Consider the following 14,718-nt stretch of genomic DNA (forward strand, 5'->3'; position numbering starts at 1 on the left):
CAATTGATCAACTGACCTTTTTGGTATTGGAATACCGCTGGTCGTACTATTTTTGACCAATAGGATTGGTGGAGATAAAGTGAGGGGGGCTGTTTCTTATACATCACAAGATAGTGGCAGATAGAAGAAGTACCAGAAGCAGTTTGTACGGTCCATAGAGGAGCCTATGCAGAATTTCCGAAAGCCTATGCTGCAGTTATCCAGTTTGTTGAAAACAACGGCTATCGAATCAAAGTGCCTTTTCGTGAAAGCTATATTGATGGTATTTGGAATAAAGAAAGTGAAGAGGAAGGGCTGACTGAGATCCAGCTTCCTGTTGAAAAAATCAGCAGGCGACAGTAAGCAAAGACGTAGTTTGATGCAGTTTTTTTGTTAGGCAAGGTGTGAATTGCAGTAAGAACTTCTTTTATCGAAGGAAAGCAGGCGATTCCCATTGACAAATCGACTAGCGCCTTCTAAACTAAAAGCAGAAAAACAAGAGAAAAAGGTGATGGCTCCGGCCTATCTGCTGTTATTCCTTCGTTAACAGGGGTAGGACTGGAAAAGAGTAAATAAAATCAATTTCATAGGCAAAAAATTGACTGCATGCAGTTTTATTTGAAGTGCCTATCATTGATTTTATTTTACTCTTCGCTTTTCGATCTTCATCGTTTGAAGGTTGACCGCAGAGTGAAATCTGCGGTCTTTTTTGTTTTTCAATTATTTTGAAAGGGGAAAATAAGATGTACCAAGAATTGAGAAAGGCAATCGAGCGGCCACCGCTCTATAAAAAAATGGCAGAGGCGTTTTGGGACGATGCGTATATTTCCAAGCAAATGTTAAAGGCTCATTTGGATCCTGATTTTGAGGGAGCTAGTAGAAAGGTTGACTTTATCAACGAATCCGTTCGATGGATCAGTCGCCTTGTTCCGCCAGAAAAACAGACGCAACTTCTTGATATCGGCTGCGGACCAGGGATCTACGCGGAAAAATTTGCAGCGCTGGGCTATGAAGTGACAGGCGTTGATTACTCCAGAAGATCCCTTACCTATGCGAGAGATTCTGCGAATAAGCGGGAACTAAATATTACCTATCTATTTGATAACTATTTGGAGATGGCATTGCCTCAGCAATTTGATTTTATTACCTTGATTTATTGCGACTATGGTGCCTTAAATCCAGAGGAACGCAAACTACTGCTAAAAAATGTGCTGGCGCATCTAAAACCGGGTGGCAGATTTTTGTTCGATGTATTTACGATTGCACAGTTTTTAACGCTTAATGAAGAGCAGACCTGGGAAAGTCACGAATCAGAAGGGTTTTGGCGGGGGGAGCCCCATCTTGTGCTATATCAACGATGGAAATATCCTGATCACGTCTTGCTGGAGCAAACAACGATTTTAGCAGAAGGTGAGACCACAAATTATTACTTATGGACGACCTATTTTACAAAAGATGCATTGCTGAGGGAAGTTCAGGCTGCAGGCTTTGATATCTGTGAGGTATTTGGCGATGTCAAAGGTAGTCCTTATAGCGAAGAAGGCTCGACAATGGCGATGCTACTGAAAAAACCATTCCCTATCTGAAAGAATAGTTTTCTGTAAATAGAAACAAAAAGAAACGACGATTTTTCGTCGTTTCTTTTTGTTTGGCTCGGAACTGATCGATCAATTTTTTCGTACTAATGATTGGGACTATTCAACACCACTCATTCAGCGAAACGTCGAACCATCGTAATATCTGTTTCCAAATAGCCCATTTTTTTGTATAGCTGATACGCAGATTGATTATGGGCAAAAACGTGCAAGCCGATCTCAGTGATGCCTTGCTGGATCGCCCACTTTTCCAAAGCTTGTAACGCTTTGGTGCCATAGCCTTTTCCTCGTTGGTCTTCCTCGATCATAAAGTCATAGATGAAGGCTTTCTGGGCAGCTGTGTTGATCCAAATCACCCCGATCGGTTCACTAAAATCAGCTGCAAATAAAGAAAACAAGTGATTGTTTTCAGTGGCAGTCCCTTGAGGAAGTAAAGAAGCAAAGCTTTCTTTGGCGAGGGAGAGGGCCTCGTCTTTGGCCCATGTGCCTGCTTGGACTTTGTCATTGGCGTATTCGAAAACAGCATTGGCTAAGTAGGCAGCGTAGTCGCTGTCTTTCATTGGTATTAAGTTCATCTATTTCTCCTTTCGTCCTTTTGGATTCTCCCTATCTTGCAGAATGATTGCAGTAAGGGGAAATGGGGACGCTTGATTGGTAACTATTTGTTCCCCCTTCAGTTGAAGGTCTCTGACAGCGGGTCTCGTCGTTGAAACAAAAACAGGTCATCCGGTGCAAACTGGTGGCGTGCATCGCAAGTATAGCCTCGCAACCAGTCACAACCATCGATGCGGCGAACGTAGAGTCCTTTGGGGAAATCATCGGTTTTCTCCAAAGGCATAGAAGCGATCGTGATTGCGGCAGCTGGCGCTTTTCCTTGGGATTTCAGTCCGGTGCTATTTGCCAGTTGATGATAACTGAGGCGAAAGTGTAAGGCCATTTCCAATGTACAATCGGTCAGTCCATAAGAAGGTGCAGCTGCAAAAATCTCCGTCAACGAGCCACCTTGTGTGAGTCCCAGTTCTTTAAGGGAAACAATCACACAAGTAGTACGCTGTTTATCGGCACTGAGGGAGAGGTGGGGATGGCGCAAGAGCTGGTTGGCATACGCGTTTAAGTGAATCTGCTGTTCTTCCAACTGCTGGCAAAGGCGGGCTAGCGAAACCCCGCCATAGTCTACGATCACTTCTTTCAAATCAAACACTCCTTTCAATAGGGATCCATTTCTTGAAAAATCAGTTCGCACCCTCGTTCTCAGTCAAATTGGCATAAATCGCAGCAACTTCTTCTTGGTAACGATTCTTTAGTCGAGGGGGACTTAAAATGCGTAGGCTTTTTCCAAAAGAGAACAAATAGGGCACCACCCAGCTTTCCTCGGGTAAATCAACGGTAACCACAGCAGTGCCTTCCTCCGTCAAAGTAATATCCTGATGATCGAACTCATCATATACCCGATAAAGAACGTCGGCTTGAAAGAATAGACGAGCGGGATAGGTGTCAACAGTCAATTCAATGGCAGAATTAGGCGCAGTGACCGGAAAAAAATGCTGTTCAGTGACGTGGACCTGACTCATACGGCTGATTTTAAATGTCCGAAAGGCATTCTTTTGCTGGTCGAAGGCTTGCAGATACCATGCTTGCGAACGAAAAAGCAGTTTGTAAGGCTGACAGACGCGTTTTTGCGGTCCCTGTTTACTGATATAGTCAAAGGTGATCACGTGGTTCGTTAAAATACTCTTTTTTAATAAATCAAACGTGTCGTTGCCGTTTTCTCGCCGATGCCAAGTGGAAAAATCAACTTCTAGCCAGTCTGCATCGTTTTGCTGGAATAAGGATTGCAGTTTTGCCAATGATTCTCCGCTGATCTGTGGCGTCAACTGGCGAATCCCTTTCAACGCCAAAAGCAGGTTTTTCCGTTCTTCCTCTGATAATAACACTTTATCCAATACAAAACTGCTTAACAAATAGACGCCGCCATTTCGACCCGTTTCGGTATAGATGGGTACGCCAATACTGCTTAGGGTATTGATATCTCTTGTGATGGTGCGAGTCGAGACTTCAAATTGTTTGGCTAATTCAGAAGTGGTTGCTTTTTCATGATTCAACAGGTGGTAGATAAGGCCGAACAGGCGTGTCGTGCTCACTGGGGTTACTCCTTTTATAAAAAGATGATAAAACACTGACAGAAGGTGTCTAGGTTTCTATCGTATCATAAAGACAAAGAAGGAGGAACTCCAATGAAATTTTCGATAATGGCAACGGAAAGAACCAATAATTTTACTGATCCAGCGATTCAAGCAAAAATCACTGGCTTATGGGAGAAAAACAGCGAGGCGGTCAAGAAAGCCGCAGAAAAAGGAACAGTCATCGCTTGCGTTTACCACGGGTATGAGTCAAACTATCAAGGAGACTATGCCGTTTCGCTTTGTTGCGAAGAAACGGAGCAAGAAGACTTTGATACAGACAAATTTACTTGGAAAAAGTATCCGATCGATCGGCGCGATGCGCAGGGCATTCTGACTACTTGGCGTCAAATCTGGTCAGAGGAAGAAAACCGGCAGCTACAGCGCAAGTATTCCTTTGATTTTGAACAGTATGCGCCAGACGGCGAAGTAACGATTTTTATCGCCATTGAAGAAAGCGACAAAGAGTAACCATTTTCCTGAATAGGAGGACAGTCAATGAGACAGTACGAAAGCAAAGCAGACTTGATCCAAGAGATCACAGAACGTTACCAAAAATTTCGCCAAGAATTTGTTGAAATTCCCGAAGCGTTACGAAATCAGCGAACAGCTGGGGTCGATAAGACGCCTTCAGAAAACTTGTCTTACCAAATCGGCTGGGTCAGTTTGTTATTGTCATGGGAAGCACAGGAACAACAAGGGATGAGCGTTCACACACCTGCTGAAGGGTATAAATGGAACAACCTTGGCGGATTGTATCAATCCTTTTATCAGACATATGGCAGTTTGACCTTAGCACAGCAGCAAGAGCTCTTAGACCAAAAAGTGACGGCCCTTTGCCAGTGGATCGAGGGCTTATCCGATCAGGAATTGTTTGAAGCAGGGCAACGGGATTGGGCAACCACCAAAGCACAGTGGCCAGTCTATAAATGGATCCATATCAATACAGTAGCACCCTTTACCAATTTCCGAACGAAAATCCGAAAATGGAAAAAGGAAGCACTGCATTGATCAATAGAGAAATGAATGAATCGAACAGGAAAATCACACCCTTTTCATAGTGTGATTTTTTGCTGTACATAAAAAAACGGTTTATTGAGAAACAATGGCAAAGAAGCGCCAGCGACTTGCTATCAATTGTGAGAGACTGAAAATCGTGCTATGATGGCGTTAATCAGAGCAAGGAGGAAAAAGCTGATGTGTGGTGGCATTATTTCCCAAAAAATTGCCTAAGCCCATGTAGATCAAGACCAGCAAAAAACGATTTACATGGGAGGAACAAATGATGAAAGAAAACAAATATGATGACCAAACGTTTTTTACTAAATACAGTGAAATGACTCGTTCACAAAAAGGCCTGCAAGGAGCTGGAGAATGGCAGACGCTAAAACAAATGTTGCCGGATTTTAAAAAGAAGCAGGTGCTTGATCTAGGTTGTGGGTATGGATGGCATTGCCAATATGCTGTAAACCATGGAGCGGCAGCAGTACTAGGAACTGACATATCTCAACGGATGCTCGAGGAGGCCAAGAAAAGGCACCCTGATCCGAAAATAACGTATCAATGTGTCGCAATGGAAGAAGTGACACTTCCTCCAGCCACAATAGACGTTGTTTTAAGTTCATTGGCGTTTCACTATGTGGCAACGTTCGAAACATTGATCAAAAGCATATCGGTCTGGCTGAAACCTGGTGGTGTACTCGTATTTTCGGTGGAGCATCCGGTTTATACTGCGGAAGGATCGCAAGATTGGCAGTATGATAGGCAGGGGGGAATCCAGCATTTCCCAGTCGATCATTACTATTATGAAGGCAAGCGGGAAGCGCAATTTTTAGGTGAAACGGTGACGAAATACCATCGTACCCTGACAACCTATTTAATGACCTTATTGCAAAACGGCTTCATTTTAGAAAAAGTGATTGAGCCGCAGCCGCCAAAAGAATTACTGGAAGTACCGGGAATGAAAGACGAAATGCGCCGACCAATGATGCTGCTAGTAGCTGCTAGAAAAAGCTGACTTAAAGAATTGTTAAACAGTTGATCTGTGAAGATCAGCTGTTTTTTTGTTTTGTGTCATCGTAAGAAACAACCGATGAAGCCTGTGATCACTTGATGTGTAGTGGGGTGAGTTAACAAAATAAACTGTTATTTTAATTGCTAAAGTGACGCGAAGGTGACAAAAATGAAACGCCATTACTTAAAAGGGTGTGCTATATTTTAGACAGTACTTGTTTTTTACGGAAAAAAGCCGATAGATGATGGCGTAACTTACGCAATCGCCGCCAATTGGTTTTATAGAAAAAACGCAAGACCATTACCTAGTCCGATGCACGTTTGCTGAATATTCAGCAAACGAAAAGTAAATGACTATGATTAGAAAGGGTGAGGATCATCGAAAACAACCAAACCATTGGCTTAACGTCAGGGGAAGTCAAGGCGCGGGTGCAGCGCGGTCAAGTCAATAAGACAAAAAAGGATACGACGAATACGTACCCGAAAATCCTGTTTACCAATATCTTTACCTTTTTCAATTTAATCAACTGTGTCCTATTCTTTCTCGTCTGTTTGACCGGTTCTTATCAAAACGGTTTGTTCGTCTTTGTTGTCTTCAGCAATGTGATCATCAATCTCTTTCAAGAAGTTCGTTCCAAACGAACGCTAGATAAGCTGGCACTGCTAAAAGTTGCCAAAGCCGATGTTTATCGGGATGGTAAGCTGGAGAAATTGCCGATCCACAAACTCGTAATGGATGATGTGTTACGACTGAAAAGCGGGGATCAAGTGCCGACGGATGCCAAAGTCATTCAAGGATCTTTAGAAGTCAATGAATCCTTGCTGACTGGTGAAATGGATACGATCCACAAACAGCCGGCAGACGAGTTGTTTTCTGGCAGTTTTATCACTGCTGGTGAAGCGTTGTGCCAAGTGATCCACGTAGGCGCTGATAACTATATCGCAAAAATCAACAAAGAAGCCAAGACCATCAAACGACAAAAATACTTGATCCAAGGCAGTTTGAATAAAATCATTCGTTGGATCAGCTTGATTTTGGTACCGTTATGTACCCTCTTGTTTGTCAAACAGTTCTATTTCTCTCATGCGGCTTTCAACACCGCCATCTTACGGACGGTGGCGGCAGCTGTAGGGATGTTCCCCGAAGGTTTGTTTTTATTGACCAGTGTCACATTGACCATCAGTGCCGTCTACCTGGCGCGCAAAAAAGTGATGGTGCAGGAATTGAACTGCATTGATGCTTTGGCACGGGTCGATGTTCTTTGCTTAGACAAAACCGGCACGATCACCGAAGGCAAGATGACGGTGGAAAAGACGATTTCCTTTCAATCGGAAACACCGTTGGCAGAAATCACCGGCAACTTAATGGCGCAGCTACCCGATCAGAACCCAACGGCAATGGCGCTACGAACCTTTTTTTCAGAAAAAACGACGTACCAGATGCAGCAAGTCGTCCCCTTTTCATCTGACCGCAAATTCAGTTGCGTCACGTTTGAAGGGCAAGGCACTTATTTCATCGGAGCTGCGTCGATTTTACTGGGAACCAACCATGAAGCTGTCTTAAAACAGGAAAGACAGCTGGCAGAAGAAGGCTACCGGGTGATCGTTTTGGCGCACAGTGCGCAAGGCTATGAGGAGGCAGGACTGCCGACGGATATTGAACCGTTAGGATTTTATTTACTGTCAGACACGATCCGTGAAGATGCCAAAGAGACCTTGGAGTATTTTCGTTCACAAGCAATCCAATGCAAGATCATCTCTGGCGATGATCCAGTGACAGTCAGTCAAATCGCGAAAAAAGTCAATCTACCAGGGGCTGCTGATTTTATCGATGTATCAAAATTAACTGCAGCCGAATTAAAAGAAGCTGTCAGCAACTATCAGATTTTTGGTCGAGTGACGCCGCAACAAAAGAAAGAAATGGTACTCTTCTTGAAAGAACAAGGGCATACTGTCGCGATGACTGGCGATGGCGTCAATGATGTTTTGGCGCTGAAAGAAGCCGACTGCTCCATCGCGATGGCTTCCGGTGTCGATGCTGCGCGCCAAGTATCAAATTTGGTGCTTTTGGAAAATCAATTCGATGCTTTGCCATCGGTCATGGATGAAGGCCGCCGAGTAATCAATAACATTACTCGCTCAGGTTCATTGGTGCTAGTGCAAGTCTTATTCTCCATCATGATCACTATGGGGACGTTGTTATCAGGAACGACCTATCCTTTTGAGCCGATCCAATTAACAATCATCAATGCCTGCTTTGTCGGCATTCCGACCTTCTTTTTAAACTTTGAACCAGACTTCAATCGGATCAAAGGGGACTTTATGACAACGATTTTCAAAAATGCTTTTCCAACAGCATTGACGATTACGGTAGGAACTCTGCTGATCATCAACTTTGGCTATTGGTTCAACAGTAGCAGCAAAGCTCTATCGATCATGAGCATTATTTTTACCGCTTGGAACTATCGCTTGATCCAGAAAAAAGTCTATCCAGCGATCAACAGCTATCGAACGATGATTTTTTTCAGCACCCAGATCTTGTACTTTGCTGCCTTGATCGTCGGTCGTGACTTATTTAACCTAGGCAATACCAGCTATCTCAACCTCATTCTCTTGATTGCCTTGTTGAATTTTTCCGCCTATATGCAACGCTTTGCGGATAAGGGCATCGAGTTACTGATGCGAAGGTATACGAAGAAACGAGCGCTGCAGAAAGTGCAAAACTAATAGAATAAGCCTGAAATGATTGTTATCCATCATTTCAGGCTTTTTTTTTGCAAAGAGGAGCTTTAGAAAATCATCTTATTAAGACTGTACTTGTGAAAGAGAATCCTTGTCTAGGGGAGCTTGATTCAATGCGCGTTTGCCGATATTGGTTACTAAGACGATCAGACTGAGGATTACGCAAGCAATTCCACCGAATAAAAAGGCTTGTTCACCCGGATTAATCGTTAACCAACTCAGGATTATAGGCGAGAAAATACCGCCCAGTGAGTTCAAAAATTGGAACACTGACATAGCAATTGCAATCTCAAAAGGTCGTGCCTTCAATGAGATATAGTAAGGAATGGTAGCCATAACCATAGCCATAGCAAATCCTGAGAGAATAGCACCGATCGACATGGTCAGTACCGTTGAAGAAAAACGGCTGATCAGAAACGTCAAAGCTAACGATAGAAATCCTAATGCAAGTGTTTTATCTTTTGTCACACGATTGATGTATTTCAAACTGAAGCCGGCAATGAACCCACCGACTGTTCCAATTGCATTGACTAATCCAGTCGTACTTGTACCGCCAATTTCTTTATGGTTGATCAAAATAGAGAGATTACTTGGATAAATTGTGTAAATAAATGACATGAAGAATGCGAGTCCTGCAATAACAAAAATCAGTTTACTCATTGATTTTAAAACATCAATGGGGGCTGAGGTTGACTGGTTCTTTTTGTCAGTTGCAGTTTGTTTAGGAATTTTATCCATAGGCAGATTCACTAGTAACAATAAGAAAATCAGGATCGTTATTAGAAAAATATAGTAGGTATTTTGCCAATTTGAGGCACCTAACAAACCGCCACCCAGCATCATTACAACGGAGCCTAACGAAGTAATTGCTGTTCCGATACCCATTAAGCCGGCTCGTTCTTCTCCTTCAAAGTACTCTGAGAGCAACATAGGACTGAGTGTATTCATAAAACCAATCCCAATGCCCAAAATAAGCGCAAACCCCAATAGGAGATTGATGCTTGAATGAAAGAAGATAGGGACTAATCCTCCAATAGCTGTTAAAAGGATTCCGAAGAGAGCTAAGATTTTTTTTGGACATTTCATCGCTAATATTCCTACGAATAGGGTGGTAATCAAAGACCCTAAACTAGGGATCGTACCGATCATTTGAATCTTCGCAATCGGTTCATTAGGAAAATCAGCAATAATGGCACTGTAAGCATTAGTCACAACTAAGGCACTCATACTCATAAAACTCAGACTAATGATGCCGATTTTTAACCTCAATTTACTCATATATTTTCTCTCCTTTAATCGTTAAATGATGTTTTCCAGATGTTAAATCTTTTGAGGTCTCTCCATATTGGAAGATTGCTTTCGTATTTTGTGGCACACTTAAATGGAATTGGTCATTGCTCCGTTCGATTTCAATGTCACCGTATGCGGTTGTATAATTCAAGTGATAGCTTGAGATCGCGGTTTGCTCAAGCGGTGAAATTGTAAAAGAAGTAAAACCGGGTTCTGTTACTTGCAATCCTGCCAAACGTCTCACTAGCCAATCCCCAACACAACCAAATGCATAGTGGTTGAAAGAAAAATTACAGACTGTACCATCAGGTTGAATCGATGCCCATGACTCCCAAATCGTGGTTGCCCCATGATTGACTTCGTAAAGCCAAGAAGGACATTCCTCTTGTAGTAAGAGCTTCAGTGCCAATTCTTGATAGCCATAATCACAAAGAACGTCAAGGAGATAAGGGATGGATAAAAAGCCAGTGTCTAAGCAATAATTGTTTGCAATAATCAGCTCGGTTAGCCTTGCTGCTGCAGCTTTTGACGCTGTTTCGTCTAAAAGATCAAACGCCAGTGCGATCACATAGCTTCCTTGAAAATCAGCGGTAAGGTGATCATCGCGCCAGTAATATTTCTGAAAAGCTGCTTTTACTTTATGACTAAAATCACTCCAATCTTCTTCCTCTTCATCCAGTAGCTGGCTGATTTGAGCAAAAAGTTGAGAAGAATGTGCTAGAAAAGCCGTACCGAAAAGGTCTTTCGTGACGAATGCTGTTTCCATCGGACCTTTAGCGTCCTTACCGATCATGAAGCTAGGAAACATCCAGTCACCAAAATGAAACTTTGTATCCCATAAATACTGTTTGTCATCCGTCTTGTCCCCAGCGGCGCTTTTTCGACTAAAGGAGAGCCAGCGCTTCATGGCTTGATAATTTTCGACTAAAATCTCTAACTTGCCGTACCGTTGATACAATGTCCAAGGAAGTAAAACGATTGCGTCGCCCCAACCAGCAGAAGACAAAGAACCAGTGAGTGACTCTCCTTTAAAATAATCTCGGGGGGCAGGGGTATAGTCGACGATTTGTCCATCTGCTTGTTGCTCCAAGCGGACATTGTCTAGCCACCGCCCTAAGAAGTCATAAACATCCATAAAGAATGTTGCTGTTGGACCGAACACTTGAATGTCACCTGTCCAGCCGACCCGTTCCCGTTGTGGACAATCTGTCGGAATCGATAGCATATTCCCTTTTTGACTCCATTGAATATTTTCGATCAGCTGATTTACTTTTGGATTGGATGTAGTAAAAGAGCCGGTTGTTTTCATATCAGAGTAAATGGCGTATGCCCAAACAGACTGTTTATCTGGCAGGACGTCAAGCCCGTCAATTTTGATGTAGCGAAATCCGTGAAAGGTAAAGTCAGGCTCTAGCCAGGCTTCACGGCCATTGCCAATAAACACATCTTTTTGGTCTTTGTTTCTACCAACGATATTATTGAAAAAATGATCCTCCCGATCGAGCACTTCGCTATGCTCAATGGTGATTTCCTGTCCATCAGCCAATGGAATCTGTAACTGGACGCGACCTGCGATCACTTGGCCGAAGTCTACGATCACTGCGTCTTTTTCCCACCAAATACCCTTTGCTGCAAGCTTTTCTTGACGTTTGACTTGCGGTCCTCTTTGAGGAGTCAAATGGTCGAAGCCATAATCTGCTTTTGACACTTTCGTAAATCCAGTTAGGTCAAAATCGGTTTCCCAGTTTTCCTTTTCTAAACGTAAGTCTTGTTTTTCACCAATGAAAAGATCACTGTAGACGTATTTGCCGTGGCTGCTAAAAAAATCTTCGTCGGTCACAATGATTTCATGCGTACCGTCGGTATAGTGGATTTCGATTTCTCCTAAGATACCTAGTCGATCACCGAATTGAGCACTGCCGCCACTGACACTGACCCTGCCGGCGTACCAGCCATCAGCTAACGTTACCGACCAAACATTTTTTTCTTTTAACAAGTGAGTCACATCGTAGGTCTGATATTGAAGATACTGCGTGTAAGAGGTATAATCTGGCGCAAATAATGCTTCTGACACCGCTTGTCCATTGATTTTTGCTTGATAGATGCCATGTGCCGTCATCGTAAGGGATGCTTGTTTGATAGACTTGTTTTCAATAGTGAATATTTTTTTCAAATAATGTGGTGGGAGTAACCTTTCTTCGGGGGGATCCTGCACAACTTTTTTTCCTGAAAACATATCCGCCAAACTGAATGGTGGTTCTTTTCGAGTTGGCTCTTGCTGCGGTTCGATCCAAGTCGCTTGCCAATTTTTTGTCATAAACGGTCCTTCTTTCTTTCAAAATTTGCCCTAAATGAAGCTTGCAATTCTTTTAATGGCTTGTTAGTATTACTACTAAGTTTTTGATACCTAAATTGTAAGCGCTATTCTTTTTTGTGTCTTAGCTATTATTGCCAACCCGATTAGTAAAAAAAGACATTGGAGGATTTCACAATGGCGACACTAACGATTCTTGAAAAAGCATTAAAAGAGGTTTATTTGGCTTGCCCAGAATTAGAACTCCAGGTACCGTTTCATGACAAAGTCATTCCCAAAAATTTAGCTTCTAGCAAACGACTGATCCTAGAACAAATTTTCGCGGAATTCAGACCAGAACTCTCGGAGCACTACTTGATCGAAGAAAATGCTGACATTCAAGTGATCAAACACATTCGCTATCTACCAGCAAATTATCATGCACATGAATTTTTCGAGATGATCTATGTGGTAAAAGGTAGCTGTTATAATTTTTTTGAAAATCAGACCTATGAATTGAAGGAAGGGGACATTGTAGTAATTGCACCACGGACGATCCACGCAATCAGTGGATTTTCAGATGGCTTGGAAGCAGTCAATATTTTAATTCGCAAGAGCACCTTCAACGCTTCTTTCTTTGGGTTATTAGAGGATAAAGATATTTTGTCGCACTTCTTCCTGAATGCGCTTTATGAAAACAGCAAGCGATTTCTTTATTTTCATACACTCCCCACAGCAGGGCTGACGGACGACATTCTATTAATGACAGAAGAGATCAACAAAACGGATGGCTATTCTCAAAGAATGCTGAAGAACATTCTCGATACCTTTTTTATCAAGCTTTTAAGAGGGTTTCAAACCAATCAAGTCAGCCTAGATACTGAAGCAGGAGAGGAGTCAGAAACAATCGATATGCTTCAATATTTGCAGACTCATTTTGCGGAAGTCTCTATTGTCGATTTAACCAACAAGTTCAATTATAGTCAGCGGCAAATTGCGCGTATTCTAAAAAATAAAACGGGAAAAACTTTTTCTCAGTTAGTATTGGAGATGAGAATCAGCAAAGCAAAAGTCTATTTAAGACAAACCAGCTTACCTATCCAAGAGATTGCTGAGCTCGTCGGCTATGGGGATTTGAGTAATTTTTATCGCTATTTTTTTAAAGTAACGGGCAGTTCACCAAAGCAGTTTAGAGAAATGAATTGAGCGTTTATCAAAGAGAACTGCTCTTCTAGAAATGTTGAGCAGTTTTTTCGTATGCTATGTAGTAGTTAAAGAAAAAATAATGTGGCAATAGTCTTGCTATGAAACTCGTTTCATACCGTACAATCAACCAAAGGACCTTTTCAGAAAATTTATCGAAAGTGAATCAGTAAATTTTCTATGGTAGACTTAGGTCAATCGTAAAACAAACAGATAGGAATGAAGGAAATGGCAACGATACGCGATATAGCCAAAATCACTGGTTTTTCGATCACGACAGTCTCTCGTGTGATCAATGGCCATCCTTATGTCGATGAGCAAAAGCGAGCAGCGATTTTGGCGGTGATGGAAGAACTGGATTACAAACCGAATAAGATCGCCCAAAAGCTCAGCTCGGGGAAAACCTATAATATTGGGGTCATCGTGCCGTTTGTCAATCACGCCTTTTTTGATGGGATTCTAAATGGCATTATGGAAGAAGCCTTTGCTAAAAAATACAAAGTGACGTTATTGCCGACCAATTTTGATCGGAAATTGGAACTAGAATATCTAGAAGAATTCGCTGCAAAAGGGTTTGACGGATTGATCGTTATTACCCGTGCAAATCATATCGAGACGTTTTATCCCTACATGGAAAAAGGACCGATCGTTTTTTGTGAAAATTCGACCGGTACTGCTGTTCCTTTCGTTGCGATCGACTTGGTCGGCTCTGTGACAGCTAGTATCAATTATTTAAAAGAACAAGGCGTAAAACGTTTGGGACTGACGCTCGGGCGCAGCAAACGGCTTAGCTGCAATTCAGTCAATACCATCGCAAAAGCCAAGGAGCTGTTTCCTGCTTTTTCGGAAGCCGATATTTATTGGGATTGTATCAAAGCACAAGACGGGATTTCCGCAGCAGCCTTTTTTAAAGAACGAGGAATCGATGGGGTGATCACAAATGGAGACGAAATCGCAGCAATGATTTTGAATCAATACTCCCACGGGACAGCACCCATCGTGATTGGACAAGAAAACCTGCTTATCAGTCAAATGCTGCATTTTTCTTCCGTTGAGTTTCATCTGAATCAGTGCGGCAAAGAAGCCTTTCGCTTGTTTCAAGAAAGAAAACAAGAACAGATCATTCTGCCTTATGAACTTATTATTCGTGAATAATCATTGTCAAAAAAAGAACACACCTTATTACGAGAGGTGTGTTTTTGCCTGATTTTTAAAGGGAATTTGAGGAGATAAAATAAAAAAATAAAGAAAAAATCAATTTTGAATGCTTGCTTTTCACAGAGTAAAGGGCTACCATTGGTCTGTGGCTTTTTCGCCACAAAAATAGGAAACGTATCAGACAAGAGTACTTGGGGAAGATTCTCTTGGGGGAAGCCTGATACGTTTCCTTTTGTTCATTCTAACACTATTTATATATAAAGTA

Annotated in this window: 13 protein-coding genes; 8 read left to right on the forward strand and 5 right to left on the reverse strand. The window is 42.3% G+C overall.

Translation table 11 applies throughout. The features are described from left to right. Positions 1-198: 198 nt before the first annotated feature. Together IGI86_RS02710 and IGI86_RS02715 are read left to right on the forward strand one after the other, a co-directional pair. Positions 199-342, forward strand: a complete 144-nt coding sequence (locus tag IGI86_RS02710; protein ID WP_341873062.1) for a hypothetical protein — start codon at positions 199-201, stop codon at positions 340-342. 380 nt (positions 343-722) lie between these two features. After that, complete coding sequence (locus IGI86_RS02715) at positions 723-1,565, forward strand: class I SAM-dependent methyltransferase (RefSeq protein WP_430617722.1); 843 nt, start codon at positions 723-725, stop codon at positions 1,563-1,565. A 122-nt stretch (positions 1,566-1,687) separates the two neighbouring features. On the opposite strand, the gene IGI86_RS02720 is transcribed toward IGI86_RS02715, so the two are convergent. From IGI86_RS02720 to IGI86_RS02730, 3 genes are all read right to left on the reverse strand, one after another. Continuing rightward, on the reverse strand, positions 1,688-2,149 hold the full coding sequence (locus tag IGI86_RS02720) for a GNAT family N-acetyltransferase (RefSeq protein ID WP_430617723.1): 462 nt from the start codon (positions 2,147-2,149) through the stop codon (positions 1,688-1,690). Positions 2,150-2,247: 98 nt separating this feature from the next. Further along, positions 2,248-2,817: a helicase gene (locus tag IGI86_RS02725; protein WP_430617724.1), complete on the reverse strand. Its 570-nt coding sequence runs from the start codon at positions 2,815-2,817 to the stop codon at positions 2,248-2,250. Then, on the reverse strand, positions 2,807-3,715 hold the full coding sequence (locus IGI86_RS02730; protein ID WP_034878067.1) for a helix-turn-helix transcriptional regulator: 909 nt from the start codon (positions 3,713-3,715) through the stop codon (positions 2,807-2,809). The genes IGI86_RS02725 and IGI86_RS02730 overlap by 11 nt, the downstream gene beginning before the upstream one ends. Before the next feature lie 93 nt (positions 3,716-3,808). Between IGI86_RS02730 and IGI86_RS02735 the strand changes: the two genes are divergently transcribed. The 4 genes from IGI86_RS02735 to IGI86_RS02750 all read left to right on the forward strand — a co-directional run bounded on the left by IGI86_RS02735 (position 3,809) and on the right by IGI86_RS02750 (position 8,494). After that, positions 3,809-4,225, forward strand: coding sequence for an effector binding domain-containing protein (locus IGI86_RS02735; RefSeq protein ID WP_086372615.1), 417 nt, complete (start codon positions 3,809-3,811; stop codon positions 4,223-4,225). A 27-nt stretch (positions 4,226-4,252) separates the two neighbouring features. Beyond that, positions 4,253-4,765, forward strand: a complete 513-nt coding sequence (locus tag IGI86_RS02740; RefSeq protein ID WP_005232023.1) for a ClbS/DfsB family four-helix bundle protein — start codon at positions 4,253-4,255, stop codon at positions 4,763-4,765. A gap of 274 nt (positions 4,766-5,039) precedes the next feature. Further along, entirely contained in the window at positions 5,040-5,771 is a 732-nt protein-coding gene (locus IGI86_RS02745; RefSeq protein WP_430617725.1) for a class I SAM-dependent methyltransferase, read from the forward strand. A gap of 365 nt (positions 5,772-6,136) precedes the next feature. Then, entirely contained in the window at positions 6,137-8,494 is a 2,358-nt protein-coding gene (locus tag IGI86_RS02750) for an HAD-IC family P-type ATPase (protein ID WP_430617726.1), read from the forward strand. 78 nt (positions 8,495-8,572) lie between these two features. On the opposite strand, the gene IGI86_RS02755 is transcribed toward IGI86_RS02750, so the two are convergent. After that, entirely contained in the window at positions 8,573-9,787 is a 1,215-nt protein-coding gene (locus IGI86_RS02755) for an MFS transporter (RefSeq protein ID WP_430617727.1), read from the reverse strand. Further along, positions 9,780-12,116: a family 78 glycoside hydrolase catalytic domain gene (locus IGI86_RS02760; protein WP_430617728.1), complete on the reverse strand. Its 2,337-nt coding sequence runs from the start codon at positions 12,114-12,116 to the stop codon at positions 9,780-9,782. The genes IGI86_RS02755 and IGI86_RS02760 overlap by 8 nt, the downstream gene beginning before the upstream one ends. Before the next feature lie 174 nt (positions 12,117-12,290). On the opposite strand from IGI86_RS02760, the gene IGI86_RS02765 reads away from it, so the two are divergent. Together IGI86_RS02765 and IGI86_RS02770 are read left to right on the forward strand one after the other, a co-directional pair. After that, positions 12,291-13,298, forward strand: coding sequence for an AraC family transcriptional regulator (locus tag IGI86_RS02765; protein ID WP_430617729.1), 1,008 nt, complete (start codon positions 12,291-12,293; stop codon positions 13,296-13,298). A gap of 225 nt (positions 13,299-13,523) precedes the next feature. After that, entirely contained in the window at positions 13,524-14,450 is a 927-nt protein-coding gene (locus tag IGI86_RS02770; protein WP_008377949.1) for a LacI family DNA-binding transcriptional regulator, read from the forward strand. Positions 14,451-14,718: the final 268 nt, after the last annotated feature.

The organism is Enterococcus sp. AZ188, from assembly GCF_050544075.1.
Taxonomy (GTDB): Bacteria; Bacillota; Bacilli; order Lactobacillales; family Enterococcaceae; genus Enterococcus_D; species Enterococcus_D entomosocium.